We start from the raw sequence: 12,745 nt of genomic DNA, 5'->3' as shown, positions 1-12,745 counted from the left end.
ATCCAGCGAAAGCTGTCAAGTACGTTCTTTACTTGACTGGTTTCGCTGGATGCAGGACGCTTCATGAATGGATGCCGTTCTGAAACGGACTTAACTTTTTTGTGTCCAAGATATTGACGTAGATCCATAACATAAAGTAGTCACTATGAGAGACCAACTAAATTAAAAGGGGGTCTTTTTTTATTTGAAGGATAAATAATAAACGAGTCGAATAATGGCGTTTATTATTTATCTATAAACAAAAGCAGCATCTCTATTTTGAGATGCTGCAATCAATACTACTCTACACTTCGTAAATAAATAATAAAGAACTTGCCCACAACAACGCTATTTTAAACTAACCTTAGTCATCGAATTTTAAAGTTCCCCGAAAACATTTTATAAAGCTTGATGATCCCGACTGGGTTCGAACCAGCGACCCCCACCTTGTCGAATTTGTAACCCTTAAATAACCAGGTAAAACTGAATTCAATTTTGTTAAATAAGTCTGAATTAATAGGGTTTTGGAGACAGTTAAAGTCATTTCAGTAAATTAAAATCGGTACAAAAAATAAATTATGCGGACAAATTGCGAACAAAAGAGTGAACAGGTGGTCTGTATGACTCATTTAATGAAAAGAGGTTACTACAGTTTCAGTAATAGCTAATCGTTAAGATGGTTTAATTAAAGTATTTCCTTTGTTACATATATCTTGTAGATTTCTCCAATTAGAATCCCCGCTTAATGAATTAACAACATTCATTAGAATTCAGCACTTTCTATTACAACTTGTCCTTTTCGAATTGGCAAATTTCTCCTTAATAATGTTTATAATTAATAGAAGATAGTACTTAATTTAACTACATATTAGTTCATATCGATATAACCACTATTTTCCTTTGGTGGTAGTATAAGAGACACAAAGTAATTTATTTTTATTAATTCATAAGCATTATTTTTTGAAAATACCGACTTTTACCTTTACCTTCTTGTACTAAAATGGAATATTATAACTATCGATAGTTTACTAGAGGAGGAGAAGAATGTTCACCTGTGGGGTATTATTGTATAATCAAAAATATTGCTATTATTTTAAAGTGGTTGATTCTAAACTCTTGATGAGGCATTGTCTATGAAAGTGTTGGACGTAGATTTATTTCAAGATTGGTTACATCGAAACTTAGCTATGCTAGACAGGTTAGGAAGTGAAATAGAGGTAATCCACCGTGCAGTGTTGGGGTTAGTGCAAATGGAGGATCAATTAAAAGGAGAAGGTGGGAATGCTATTCGCTCCTTTTATGGGGAGTGTCATTTGCCATTTCTTCAATTTTTCCAGTTGTTTTCCGAACATTATAAACAAGTGCTACAACAGATGGAGGCAGCTCTTTACTCACTCGAACCTGATTCGGCAGGCTACATATTAGAGCAATTCTTAGAGGGAGAACTGGAGCAGGGACTTACGCTTATAGGCAAACTCACCGCTAATTTGACGGATGAGACAAACAATATTATGGATCAAGTGAGCGATATTGTTGGGCTACCACATCTCGACGATAGTGGAGTTCAAGAGGGAGTCATTCATTCGAAAAGGAAACGTGATGACACGGTCACGCATCTTCACGAATTTGATGCAACTCAAACAAACGCACTAAATCCCATTGAACAAGATTTGCAGGCAATGGGAACTTGGCTTACGGATATAGAGGGGCTTTTCAAAGCAGGGGTAAGGGATATAACCTTCGAGTCAAACCAGTGGGATGTCCTTACGTTTAGAAGTGAAATTAGAACGGAACTGTTCCCAAAAGTGTACTTAAATCCTAGTAACCTATGGATAGAGGAACATGAACAGCTGATCGGTACGATGATTACTGCAACCACTTTCCAAACCCTTGAAGGGAAAAAAGTGAACACTGTCGAAGAGAACTTAGATGAAAATATAAAATACCATCTATATGAAAATGGTTTACTCATTAAAGAGTATAGTGTAGGCCAAACAGTTTTCTATGAAGTTGTTTCCAAAGTTGAATATAAAGAAGAGAGTGGTCAAGCGGAGAAACCGAAGGGAAGTAATGGACTAGACCACTTCCAGACTGGATTAGATTTAGCTGGACTTATACCAGGCGTTGGAGAAATAGCGGATGGTGTAAACGGAATTATCTATTCGTTTAGAGGAGATGCAACGAATGCAGCACTTTCTTTTGGAGCGATGATCCCCTTTTTAGGCTGGGCGAGTACGGGTGGGAAATTTGCCAAAAAAGGCAACGATTTATATCAAGCAAGAAATGTTGTGAGCACGGAGAAGATGGAGTCCGTCTATTCTCCAATTTACCAAGATGTCGTCAACAGTCCACTAGGCAAAACACAAAGTCAGCTAGATGTCTTATCTAACACTCGTTACCAATTTGGCACGCCAAATGCCCTTACATTCAGCATGCCTTCAGTAAAAACTGATATCCCTACGACCATCAAGAGTGGAGATGTCGAAGTTAAGACCACAGAAGGCATTGCAAAAAATTTAAATAAAGATCAATTAAAAGTTATAGAAGACATCGAAACTGGAAGGATATCTTTAGAAACGACCAAGCATAAAGGGAATTATGGTGAAATGAAGATGGATGTCCATTTTGAAAGTCAAGGTTATACTAGAATTAGTCTTAATCGAGTTACTAGTTTAGATGATAAAATAGTTCAAGGGATAGACGGAGTTTACGAAAATTCGGGTCTTCCACCTAAATATATTATTGGCGAAGCGAAATATGGTATTTCTCAATTAAGCAACACTAAGACAGGTAAGCAGATGAGTGAGGAATGGGTGGATAGTAGGAATAGATTAGACAAAGCATTGGGGCGAGAAAAAGCTGATGAAATTAGAATGGAATTATTACTTAATCCTGAGAACATTGAAAGCGTACTCGTAAAAGTAGGTAAGGATGGCGAAGTGTCACAATTAATTCTTGATGAGTTCGGTAAAATAAAGAAATAAGAAAAGAGGCTGTACTATGAGAGATACCATAAAAAATAGCAGTTATTTTAAGGGATATTTAGAATATGAGTACGCTAGAATTGAAAAATTTGAAAAAGCGGTTAATAAAGTAATTCAAGAACGAGGAATAACAGACAGAGGCGTTCAATCGGGTCTTCGTAGCATAGAAGGCTTCTATTTTAATACTTTAAATGCTTTGTATTCTTCAGGTGCACCGCTTGAACGTATAAAAGATTTCTTTCCCAAGGTTCTTCATAGTATGAAACAGGTATGGAATTCGGATAGAGGTTATGTGGAAATGGTTTGGATGATTTCAATCGGAATTATGTTAAATATCCAAAAGGAGGAAATGCGTGAATTAGAGAAAATGGTAGCAGAAGACGGTATTAAAGACTATTTAATAGACTTCTTAATTGGTTATTATGATAAGGATTGGGAAGGAAACACCCAAAATTTTAAGTTTGAAACACCATACAAATCATTATACAGCGTTATAAACGCCCCTAATAAAGAAGAATCATTATCACGTATAAAGAACTATTTATTCAAAGAATGGTATCATGGGCATAAAGATACCGGTTGGTATGATACTCATAAAAGTAATGAGGATATCTACAGTGGTTATTGGAGTTTTGAAAGCGGGGCAATTGCAAAGATATTAGAATTGGATGATCATATATTAAAGGATGTTCCTTACTATCCATATGATATGGTTCATCATCTAAAAGATTAAAATAAATAAGAGTGGAAATAGACCAAAGACCTTATGTAATTCGAGGTCTTTTATTATTGCTAACTACTTTACACTCTAAAAGTATTGGTTTGTATCATGTGAAGGCAAAAATATACCAAGACAATTTAAGAAGGTTCGAACACCAAGGTTACATATAGACAATTTCTAGAAGGCGAACTGAAACAAGGACTTACTCTGGTTGGTCAGCTTACAGCTAGTTTGGCGGATGAGACTAACGGTATTATGGATCAAGCAATGTAACTTCCAGACTGGATTAGATTTAGCTGGACTTATACCAGGCGTTGGAGAAATAGCGGAAGGTGTAAACGGAATTATCTATTCGTTTAGAGGAGATGCAACGAATGCAGCACTTTCTTTTGGAGCGATGATCCCGTTTTTAGGCTGGGCGAGTACGGGTGGGAAATTTGCAAAAAAAGGCAACGATTTATATCAAGCAAGAAATGTTGTGAGCACGGAGAAGATGGAGTCCGTCTATTCACCAATTTACCAAGATGTCGTCAACAGTCCACTAGGCAAAACACAAAGTCAGCTAGATATCTTATCTAACACTCGTTACCAATTTGGCACGCCAAATGCCCTTACATTCAGCATGCCTTCAGTAAAAACTGATATCCCTACGACCATCAAGAGTGGAGATGCCGAAGTTAAGACTGAAATAAAAAAAGTGGAAATTGAGACTAAGGGTACGGGTAAAGCAGCTATTAAGCAAAACGAAGTTACTACTTATAAGGATTTTGTTGATAGGTCAGTTGTCGGGGATAATTTAGAAGGGCATGAAGTTTGGCAACATGCAAATTTGAAGGCGAACGGACTTGCTACTAATAGACTTTCTACTGAAGCATCGAAGAACAATCCAGTAATAGCATTAGAACGTGAACAGCACAAGCTTATAAATAAGGCACAAAGAGGTGTTGACGCTACCAATCAATTACCATTAGATAATATTACGAGTAATTCTAAAATTTTGCGAGATGCTGGTATTTCAGAAGATATTGTAAACGATATTACAAATAAAGCGTTAAATCATATGAAAAACACTCTAGAATAAGGAATGATAAGATGCAAAATGAATTGAACCAATTAATGATGAAGTTAGAAAAATCAATTATGAATGAGGATTTTATTGATGTTACTTACGATATTGTTGAAGAAATAGAAGAAAGGGAAGATGCTTTTGAAGCTATTCAACCTATTTTCAAGTTGATGGAAAAATATCCAAATATAAATTTTGGTAGACCAGGGCCTCTTGTGCATTTTGTTGAAAAGTTTTATAAAAATGGATATGAAGAAAAGCTTGTTGAATCACTTAAAAGACAACCTACACAACATACTGTTTGGATGTTAAATAGAGTTATCAATGGTTCTCAAGGGGATAGAAAAGAATATTTTATAAATGTACTGGATAGTATTATTGCGTTTCCTAACCTTGATGATGAAATTGTATCACTAGCTAGCCACTTTAAGTCTTTACATGAATAAGTATTAAGTTAAAACCTTGATTGGCTTTATGATATGCCTTTTAAGGTTTTTTACTTTAATTCATAATAAATCAGCTGATATTTGATGAGACATTAAGGAAATGATTCGTTTGAGAGTCGAGAGCTCATGATGGTAGTACCATCAAGGAGTTTGATTCTATACAGGGATAAGTGGAAATAGACCAAAGACCTTATGTAATTCGAGGCTGAAACAGGGACTTACTCTGCTTGGTCCAGATATAGCTAGTTTGGCGGATGACACTAACGGTATCATGGACCAAGCAATGTAAAGGACTAGATCACTTTCAGACAGGATTAGATAAAGAAGGGCTTATATCAGGAGTTGGAGAAATAGCGGATGGTGTAAACGGGCTCATCTAAAAATGGAAAAAGATAATTCAATGAAAGAAAGTGGGTGTATTTATGAGTGGAACAGAAAACCTTATGAATAGTATATGGTTTGGAGAAAAATCAACTCTTTCCCAATCTGAAATTAAAGAAAACATTTTAAAAGCTGTTACAGAAACGGAAGTTTTATTTAACTTAATAGAATTATATAAAATTGGGGATATTACTCAAAAACCATTATTGATTCAATTAATGAATCAGACTAAAGATGAAGCTGTTTTGAATTTATGTATTAGAGTATTTTTAGCTGTCGCAACACATGATGACTTAAGGGATTCAAATAATCTTCGATTTCTTAGTGAGGGTACAGAAGAAACGATAAACACTTTTGCGTCAGCAGCCATTACATCACTTTCTCTTCATACAATTCCTTACTTATTGGCATTACTTGAAGAGTGGGATGAAATTAGTGATACAGCTCTTATTATAAAAGACTCTATTGGTTTTTTCATTAATTTAGAGGAACAAAATGGGGAAGAAGCAACTGTGGATGAAATAGGGGATTTTTATTTTAAATATTGTGATGAGAATGACACGGAAAGTTATTACTTTCAACAAAATTTAGCTTTTCCTGGATACTTAGCTAAAAAAATAATACAGAGAGTTATGATTGCAGCAAATAATGAAGAGCCATTAAGTATGGAATTAATTCCATCTTTATTATCAATTTGGACTGGTGAAAAAGTACCTGGGGAGTACAACACTATTATTAGTGGAGGCAATTATCAAGGTTTTATTGATTATATAAATGGACTTTCAACTAAAAACTGGGAAAAGGGAAAAAAAATTTTTACGGATAAAAGCTTTAGACATTAGAAAGTGGTAACTGATATGTTCAGTTATCACTTTAATTTTTACGTGGTATATCATGATACATCTCCATGAATTGCACTATTTAGCAGCAAATATTAATTGCACAGGTGCAGTTGAATTGGCTAAATCAATGTTTACAGGATTATGGTAATAATGGTCCCGACTGGGTTCGAACCAGCGACCCCCACCTTGTCGAGGTGGTGCTCTCCCAACTGAGCTACAAGACCAAGTGAAGCATACAGTAATACTATGTTTCTAATTAAAATAGTAACACAAAGTAAGGGAATGGTACATATCTAATAAAGTCGCTACTCTGTTGAAATTATGGATCTATCTACACATATATTACATATACATTATTGCAATCGCTTTATTTTATTCGTTTTTCGTAAGTACTATTGACAGTATACTCATGTACTGGTATATTAAATAAAATTTTCCAATAATGAAAACACAGTGATTAGGAGTATTAAGGAATCTTTATTGTTTAGAGAGCTGCTGTTTGCTGCAAAGCAGTCAATAAAATTCCCCAACTCACCTAGGAGTGGTTAGGCTGATATGTAGGTCTAAACGGGTAACTTCCGTAATAAAGTAATGGAAGAAGGCTTGTTACGTTATTTTACAAGTCAAGAAGAGTGATACCACGTTAGGAATAGCCTATCGTCTCTTTAAGAGATGATAGGCTTTTTTGTATTTATTAGTTTATTTAAAAGGGGAGAATTGCATGGTGGAGGAATGTTTTATTTGTGAAAAGCATCAAGGAGTTATTCAAACAGCTGGTGTAACAATATACGAAGATGAGTATGTATTTGTTGGTCATATTGATAGAAAAGGGAAACCAAATTATTTAGGGCATATTATGATTGATTTGAAAAGGCATGTCCCTTCACTTGCAGACATGAATCCAGAGGAAGCAAAGGCATTTGGAGTAATTATGGCAAGGATAAGTAAATCTCTGAAACAAGTTGAAAAAGCTGAACATGTATATGCGCTCGTTTCTGGGAACTCAGTTCCACATCTGCATATGCACTTAGTTGCCCGTTATCCAAATACCCCTGAACAATACTGGGGACCCTTTGAAGTTTATGATGCACCGAATGCTCGAATGGGTGATAACAGTGAAGTGATTGAAGTCTGCAATAGAATTAAATACTTTTTGGAGAGTAATCCGTATGAAAATTAATAATAGTCACGAATATAGTTGGGTAGGAAGTCAAGATAATTATGTGGATGAAGTAAACATTCATGCCGTTCAACAGGTCATTTTAGGACGTTTTGGAGGTAATTCGTCTGCTGGTCAATATAAGAATGAAGATGGATGTCTTATTTGGGTTAGTGAAAAGCAAGACTGGGAGCTTGCTATATTATTAGATGCACATCAGACGGCAGAGAGTGCTGAGTTAGTAATCTCTACAATAGAATCGTTAAAAAAGGATTTTATAAGCTCGTTAAATCTATCTTTAAAGGAAGCATTTCCTCAAGTAGGTATGTTGATCATTAATGCATTTGATAGCAAGAGTTTTAAAGAAAAATGCCAAAAAATACAAGGGGAAACTGCTTTCCTATGTGTTGTAAGAAAAGGAAAATTTCTATGGTGGCTGTCAATTGGTGATTGTGTACTTCATTTATTTCATCCCGAATTGTCAGCGTTAAATGAGTATCAACAAAATCATCGCAGTTTTTACGAGTGGGTAGGAAGAAAAAACACATTTGATTTGGACGTTCCTTGTTACAGTATTGGGACAAAGGAATTAAGAAAAGGACGAAATCATATATTTCTTACGACCGATGGGCTTATTGAATGTCCGAATACGGCTTTCTCAAATCCAACAGAGATTATGAACTATTTTAGAGATGGTGAAAATGGGCAAGGTATAAGCAAATTATTATTTGAAATAAAAGAGAAAGATGTTCGAGATAGTACGACAATTGTGTCTTGGATGGTTGAAATTGAAGAAGAAGCTACACAGCCAAGTGATATGAAATAGCAAGGAGGAAATGCATTTTGATTATTAGAGAGGCAACGTTGGCAGATGCTGCGGGTATAGCGAAAGTACATGTAGATTGCTGGAGAACTACCTATAAGCATATTATTTCGAATGATTATTTAGAAAAATTGTCTTATGAGCAAAGAACAGAACTATGGATTAATAATATATCAAAAGAAGGAAACTATGTGTTTGTAGCGGAAAATAAGGATGGGCAAATAATTGGATTTGCTGGTGGTGGGAAGAGAGTAGAAAATAAAGTGGAACATTCAGGTGATGTAACCTCTATCTATATATTAAAAGAGTTTCAAGGTATGGGTATCGGAAAGAAATTGATCCGAAAATTATTCTCTAAATTTGAAGAACGTCAGTTTAATACAATATTTGTAGAGGTACTTGAAGACAATAAATCTAAACTTTTCTACGAAGCTCTTGGTGCTCAATTATTTGATTCGACAAAAATAACAATTGCAGGCTCGGAATTAAATTTATTAATATATCAATGGAAAAATATTTGCTAAGCAGATTCTGTAAAATTTTTCTTTTTTAACAATTAACAAGGAATTCTATTTACAGTTATCGAATTTATACTTTATTCACTTTTTTATCTTTTAAAATGTCCAAGACTAAGCAATTTCTTCTGTTCCGCATTTTAACAGCATTCGACTCTTGCTACATCATAAAACCGATCAGTCCCTTAAAGGGAATACTGATCGGTTTGCATATATCCAAACAGATACCATATTAAGTTGTCTAATGGATATCCATTGTGATTACGATACTTTTTCGAGGTATCTATTGAGCAACACATCCAATTCTTGACTACAGGAAACGACGAGTGGATGGGTGTATCCTAGATTTTTTGCTTTTCTGTACATTACTTTCCTCTTGATCCCGATTCGAACCAATAATGCTTTTTCGTTCAATAAACTTTTCACAAAAACTTCCTCCAAACAATATATTTAGCTTCAATTCTAGTGGAGTATATTCTCGAAGGTGGGAAGCAACTTGTCCATTGTATCCTATAAAAATCGCAAAAAATGTCATATTGTGAAAAAATACTCAATGTTCACAAATTTGTCACAAATTAAAGGAATACTTGTCGAAATAGGAAAAAAATAGGTGTAATGACAACTGTCGTTATAAGTGTACAGTTCGATAAATTTCTTCTCAGATATTTTCTAATTCTGGAAAGGGGTAAATAGATTGATCAAAAATAATTTATTAAAGAAAGAGAGTCCTACTAGTACAGTTTCATTAATTATCATATTTATTTTTGCACTAACGGTTGTTTTGTTTGATTACTTTCCAGGAGCGTACTTATTCGAGGAGAATAGCTCTAATGAACTGACAGTTATTAAAAATGGAATATTAAAAAAGGTGCTTTTCTCGGTTGATGTAACAAGTGAGAATGAACTGAAAGTTGCTTTATTAAAAAACTCTATTATTGAACTAAAAGGATTATGGTTTGCAAACTGGATTTTGCTGCCGTCTATTTATTTAATGGTCATAAATCTTAGAGAAAAATCAAAAAACTTCTTAATTTTCATGGTGATTTTTGGAATAATAGCAATTCCTCTTTCCATTTATTCATACATTACTCATATCAATTTTATTGAACATTTAATACAAGGTTTGATAGCTAGATAAGGCGACTAAATAGTGAAGTAAATCCACTATAAATAAAAATAATGAAAATTATGACGCACTAGTAATGTACTTGTTAGATAGGAAATCTATTAATCTAGCAGATGTATTTATTTTATCAGTAACTCTATTGCAAACGTTGAAGAGGTAAAGTCAGGGGAAAGGAGAATTAACATATGAAACAACTAAATATTCCAAGTGATTTCGAACAATTTGAAGCAACAGTAGGAAAAGTACTTACTATTTCATACCCAGATAAGCAAGGAGCCACTTCTAAAGTGACTTTCATACATTCGGAAAACGGACAATTTGTATGCAAAAGCGCTACGAAATCAAAGTACAAAGGGTGGCTTTCACAAGAAGCACAAATCATGAAACAACTGAATGAAGAAACATCTTTGCCTATTCCAACCTTCTATCAATTTTTGGAAAAAGAGAAAGAAAGTCATTTACTTATGAGTCTAGGAAAAGGAATTACATTACGAGAAGCTTTAAAGAAAGCTAAATCAGATGAGGAAAAATATGTACTTTGCAAAAGTTTTGGAGATCTTTTAAAACAATTACACGAAACATTGCCGCCTGCCTCATGGAGAACACAAGAATCTTGGCTCGATTTACAATTAGAAAAAGCCGCATATTATTTAGAATCGTACAATGTAGATGGGGATCAAAAGTTATTGGATCAATTGAAACAACATAAACCAACTCCATCAAAACCATGTCTTATTCACGGTGATTGTACTATTGACAATGTGCTTGTTTCCAATGGGAACGTACATACATTTATTGATTTAGGCGGAGCAACCTATGGTGATCCTCGCTATGATATTGCATTAGCGATTCGGTCCATTAAGAATAATGAAGCCATGTTGAGATCTTTTTACAAAGGGTATGAACGACAAATAATCTCAGAAGAAGAATTCAACTATTTTGATGGCGGATTATATGAGTTTTTTTAAATCTTCGATTGTGAGTAGGTCTGATATTTTATTTATTGGCTTGGCAGCTCCAAGCATATAAAAGTGTACTGTAGAAATTATGAGGTCATTAAGGGAAATGAAAGGAAGAGTAAGATGAATAGTTGGAAAACGTTAAATTCAAGTTATGTGTTTAAAACACCATTCGGGAATTTACGGAAAGATGAATGTGAACTTCCAAATGGACAAATTATTAAGAGTTACTACGTAAATGAGTATGCTGATTGGGTGAATGCCATTGCACTTACAAAGGACAAAGAGATTGTTCTAGTCAAACAGTACCGATATGCTGCACAAGACTTCTTTTTAGAAATTCCTGCTGGTAAACCCGAGGGAAATGAAGAATATGAAGATGCTATATTACGAGAATTAAGGGAGGAAACGGGCTATATTAGTGATCAGAAACCTATATTATTAGGAGAGTTTTACGTAAATCCTGCGACCCAAACAAATAAAGTAGTAACTTTTCTAATTTTAGATGCTTATAAAGCTTATGATCAAGAACTAGATCCGACTGAATTTATTGATGTACATCTAGTGGATATTAAAGAAATGGAAACAATGATTTCAACTGGTGAGATAAATCAGTTATTTACAGTGAGCGCTTATTACATGTCTAAGTCATTTTTAAAAGACTAGTAAAGTGAGAGGGATGGATATGATAAAAGGTTTTGCTACAAAAATCGGGACTAGTTTATATACGAAAAAACATGAAATTCCAAACCGAAAAACTCCTTGGTTTACTACTTCACGAATTGCACTAGGAACACATTTAGGAGATATGAATGAAAAAGATTCAGAATTGTATCGTGAATCGATAGAATTCTGTTTGGAAAATGGGATTAACTTAATTGATACTGCTATAAATTACCGTGGAATGCGCTCTGAAAGAGATGTAGGTTTTGTTTTAGAGAAGTTAATTAGTAAGAAAGGAAGTATTAAGAGAGAAGAAATTGTTATCTCTACAAAGGGAGGCATCATTCCTGGTGATATTGAAGCCAATCTTTTCCCTCAAGATTATTTAGAAAATGTTCTTCTTGAAAACAATGTAATAAAAAAATCAGATCTAAACATTGTGGATCATCTTAGACACGTGTTAACACCAAGTTATTATCAATTTGCAATTGAACAGAGTAGGAAACATTTAAATTTAGAAACGATAGATATTTATTACATACACAATCCCGAGATTTCAATGAAAGTCCTAGGTCCAGAAATATTTTATAGACAGTTAAGAAATCTATTTAGCTTTCTAGAAGAGGAAGTAGAAAATCAAAAAATAATGTTTTACGGTTTAGCGACTTGGCATGGTTTAATCTACGAACCGAATGAATCGGGCTATATTTCATTAGAGAAAGTAGTAGAAGTGGCAAAAAGTATAGCTGGTGAAAATAACCATTTTAAATTCATTCAATTCCCTTTAAATCGACAGATGGATCAAGGAGTGACAAGAAAAAATCAACAAGTAAAACATAGCTACTTTTCCGTTATAAATGCAGCACGGCAATTAGATTTAGAAGTAACAACAAGTGCTCCTTTTAACTTAGGTAAAAAGTTCGAGGAGGAGAATAATCCTGCTCAATTGTTAACGCAAATTATGGAAACAAGAGGAATTACTTCAACAATGATAGGAATGAAAAGGGTACAACATGTCGTTCAAAATATAGAAGTTATAAAAAATTTGTCATTTTAACAAGGTAAGGGATTGATACTAGCA

13 protein-coding genes, 1 tRNA gene and 1 other annotated feature are annotated in these 12,745 nt (G+C 34.2%); of the genes, 12 read left to right on the top strand and 2 right to left on the bottom strand.

Annotated features, from left to right (window positions below):
• Positions 1-1,112 precede the first annotated feature (1,112 nt).
• From FG384_RS14335 to imm47, 5 genes are all read left to right on the top strand, one after another.
• Positions 1,113-2,963, top strand: a complete 1,851-nt coding sequence (locus FG384_RS14335) for a T7SS effector LXG polymorphic toxin (protein ID WP_142643289.1) — start codon at positions 1,113-1,115, stop codon at positions 2,961-2,963.
• Between the two features lie 16 nt (positions 2,964-2,979).
• On the top strand, positions 2,980-3,696 hold the full coding sequence (locus FG384_RS14330) for a PoNi-like cognate immunity protein (protein ID WP_142643288.1): 717 nt from the start codon (positions 2,980-2,982) through the stop codon (positions 3,694-3,696).
• A 226-nt stretch (positions 3,697-3,922) separates the two neighbouring features.
• Positions 3,923-4,765 carry a hypothetical protein gene (locus tag FG384_RS14325; RefSeq protein ID WP_166462453.1) on the top strand — a complete coding sequence of 281 codons (843 nt, stop codon included), beginning with the start codon at positions 3,923-3,925 and terminating at the stop codon, positions 4,763-4,765.
• An 11-nt stretch (positions 4,766-4,776) separates the two neighbouring features.
• The gene (locus tag FG384_RS14320; protein ID WP_142643286.1) at positions 4,777-5,196 is read left to right on the top strand and encodes a hypothetical protein; all 420 of its coding nucleotides are present in this window, start codon (positions 4,777-4,779) and stop codon (positions 5,194-5,196) included.
• Between the two features lie 422 nt (positions 5,197-5,618).
• On the top strand, positions 5,619-6,419 hold the full coding sequence (imm47, locus tag FG384_RS14315) for an Imm47 family immunity protein (protein WP_142643285.1): 801 nt from the start codon (positions 5,619-5,621) through the stop codon (positions 6,417-6,419).
• Between the two features lie 151 nt (positions 6,420-6,570).
• On the opposite strand, the gene FG384_RS14310 is transcribed toward imm47, so the two are convergent.
• Positions 6,571-6,643: transfer RNA gene (locus FG384_RS14310), tRNA-Val, on the bottom strand.
• Positions 6,644-6,863: 220 nt separating this feature from the next.
• Positions 6,864-7,087: a binding site (T-box leader), on the top strand.
• A gap of 56 nt (positions 7,088-7,143) precedes the next feature.
• Here FG384_RS14310 and FG384_RS14305 point away from each other — a divergent pair.
• From FG384_RS14305 to FG384_RS14295, 3 genes are read left to right on the top strand one after another with little or no spacing between them, the layout of a single operon-like run.
• A complete protein-coding gene (locus FG384_RS14305) occupies positions 7,144-7,599 on the top strand; it encodes an HIT family protein (protein ID WP_142643293.1) in 456 nt (151 codons plus the stop codon).
• The gene (locus tag FG384_RS14300) at positions 7,589-8,404 is read left to right on the top strand and encodes a PP2C family serine/threonine-protein phosphatase (protein ID WP_142643284.1); all 816 of its coding nucleotides are present in this window, start codon (positions 7,589-7,591) and stop codon (positions 8,402-8,404) included. Before FG384_RS14305 ends, FG384_RS14300 begins: the two co-directional genes overlap by 11 nt.
• 17 nt (positions 8,405-8,421) lie before the next feature.
• Positions 8,422-8,925 (top strand): GNAT family N-acetyltransferase, encoded by a 504-nt coding sequence (locus tag FG384_RS14295; protein WP_142643283.1) that lies wholly within the window; start codon positions 8,422-8,424, stop codon positions 8,923-8,925.
• A gap of 252 nt (positions 8,926-9,177) precedes the next feature.
• On the opposite strand, the gene FG384_RS14290 is transcribed toward FG384_RS14295, so the two are convergent.
• Positions 9,178-9,342: an aspartyl-phosphate phosphatase Spo0E family protein gene (locus FG384_RS14290; RefSeq protein ID WP_142643282.1), complete on the bottom strand. Its 165-nt coding sequence runs from the start codon at positions 9,340-9,342 to the stop codon at positions 9,178-9,180.
• 268 nt (positions 9,343-9,610) lie between these two features.
• On the opposite strand from FG384_RS14290, the gene FG384_RS14285 reads away from it, so the two are divergent.
• The 4 genes from FG384_RS14285 (at position 9,611) to FG384_RS14270 (ending at position 12,721) form a co-directional block, all read left to right on the top strand.
• The gene (locus FG384_RS14285) at positions 9,611-10,054 is read left to right on the top strand and encodes a hypothetical protein (protein WP_142643281.1); all 444 of its coding nucleotides are present in this window, start codon (positions 9,611-9,613) and stop codon (positions 10,052-10,054) included.
• A 173-nt stretch (positions 10,055-10,227) separates the two neighbouring features.
• Positions 10,228-11,010 carry an aminoglycoside phosphotransferase family protein gene (locus FG384_RS14280; RefSeq protein WP_142643280.1) on the top strand — a complete coding sequence of 261 codons (783 nt, stop codon included), beginning with the start codon at positions 10,228-10,230 and terminating at the stop codon, positions 11,008-11,010.
• A gap of 114 nt (positions 11,011-11,124) precedes the next feature.
• Positions 11,125-11,667 carry an NUDIX hydrolase gene (locus FG384_RS14275; RefSeq protein ID WP_142643279.1) on the top strand — a complete coding sequence of 181 codons (543 nt, stop codon included), beginning with the start codon at positions 11,125-11,127 and terminating at the stop codon, positions 11,665-11,667.
• Positions 11,668-11,686: 19 nt separating this feature from the next.
• Positions 11,687-12,721 (top strand): aldo/keto reductase, encoded by a 1,035-nt coding sequence (locus FG384_RS14270; RefSeq protein WP_166462452.1) that lies wholly within the window; start codon positions 11,687-11,689, stop codon positions 12,719-12,721.
• Positions 12,722-12,745: the final 24 nt, after the last annotated feature.

This window comes from Psychrobacillus vulpis, from assembly GCF_006861825.1.
Classification (GTDB): domain Bacteria; phylum Bacillota; class Bacilli; order Bacillales_A; family Planococcaceae; genus Psychrobacillus; species Psychrobacillus vulpis.
The sequence above is the reverse complement of the archived record's forward strand: the minus strand, read 5'-3'. Positions and strand labels throughout refer to the sequence as shown.

Coding starts and splice junctions, on each gene's coding strand:
- FG384_RS14300 (WP_142643284.1), top strand. CDS start 7,589: ATGAAAATTAATAATAGTCACGAATATAGTTGGGTAGGAAGTCAAGAT.
- FG384_RS14270 (WP_166462452.1), top strand. CDS start 11,687: ATGATAAAAGGTTTTGCTACAAAAATCGGGACTAGTTTATATACGAAA.
- FG384_RS14325 (WP_166462453.1), top strand. CDS start 3,923: ATGAGACTAACGGTATTATGGATCAAGCAATGTAACTTCCAGACTGGA.
- FG384_RS14335 (WP_142643289.1), top strand. CDS start 1,113: ATGAAAGTGTTGGACGTAGATTTATTTCAAGATTGGTTACATCGAAAC.
- FG384_RS14275 (WP_142643279.1), top strand. CDS start 11,125: ATGAATAGTTGGAAAACGTTAAATTCAAGTTATGTGTTTAAAACACCA.
- FG384_RS14280 (WP_142643280.1), top strand. CDS start 10,228: ATGAAACAACTAAATATTCCAAGTGATTTCGAACAATTTGAAGCAACA.
- FG384_RS14330 (WP_142643288.1), top strand. CDS start 2,980: ATGAGAGATACCATAAAAAATAGCAGTTATTTTAAGGGATATTTAGAA.
- FG384_RS14320 (WP_142643286.1), top strand. CDS start 4,777: ATGCAAAATGAATTGAACCAATTAATGATGAAGTTAGAAAAATCAATT.
- imm47 (WP_142643285.1), top strand. CDS start 5,619: ATGAGTGGAACAGAAAACCTTATGAATAGTATATGGTTTGGAGAAAAA.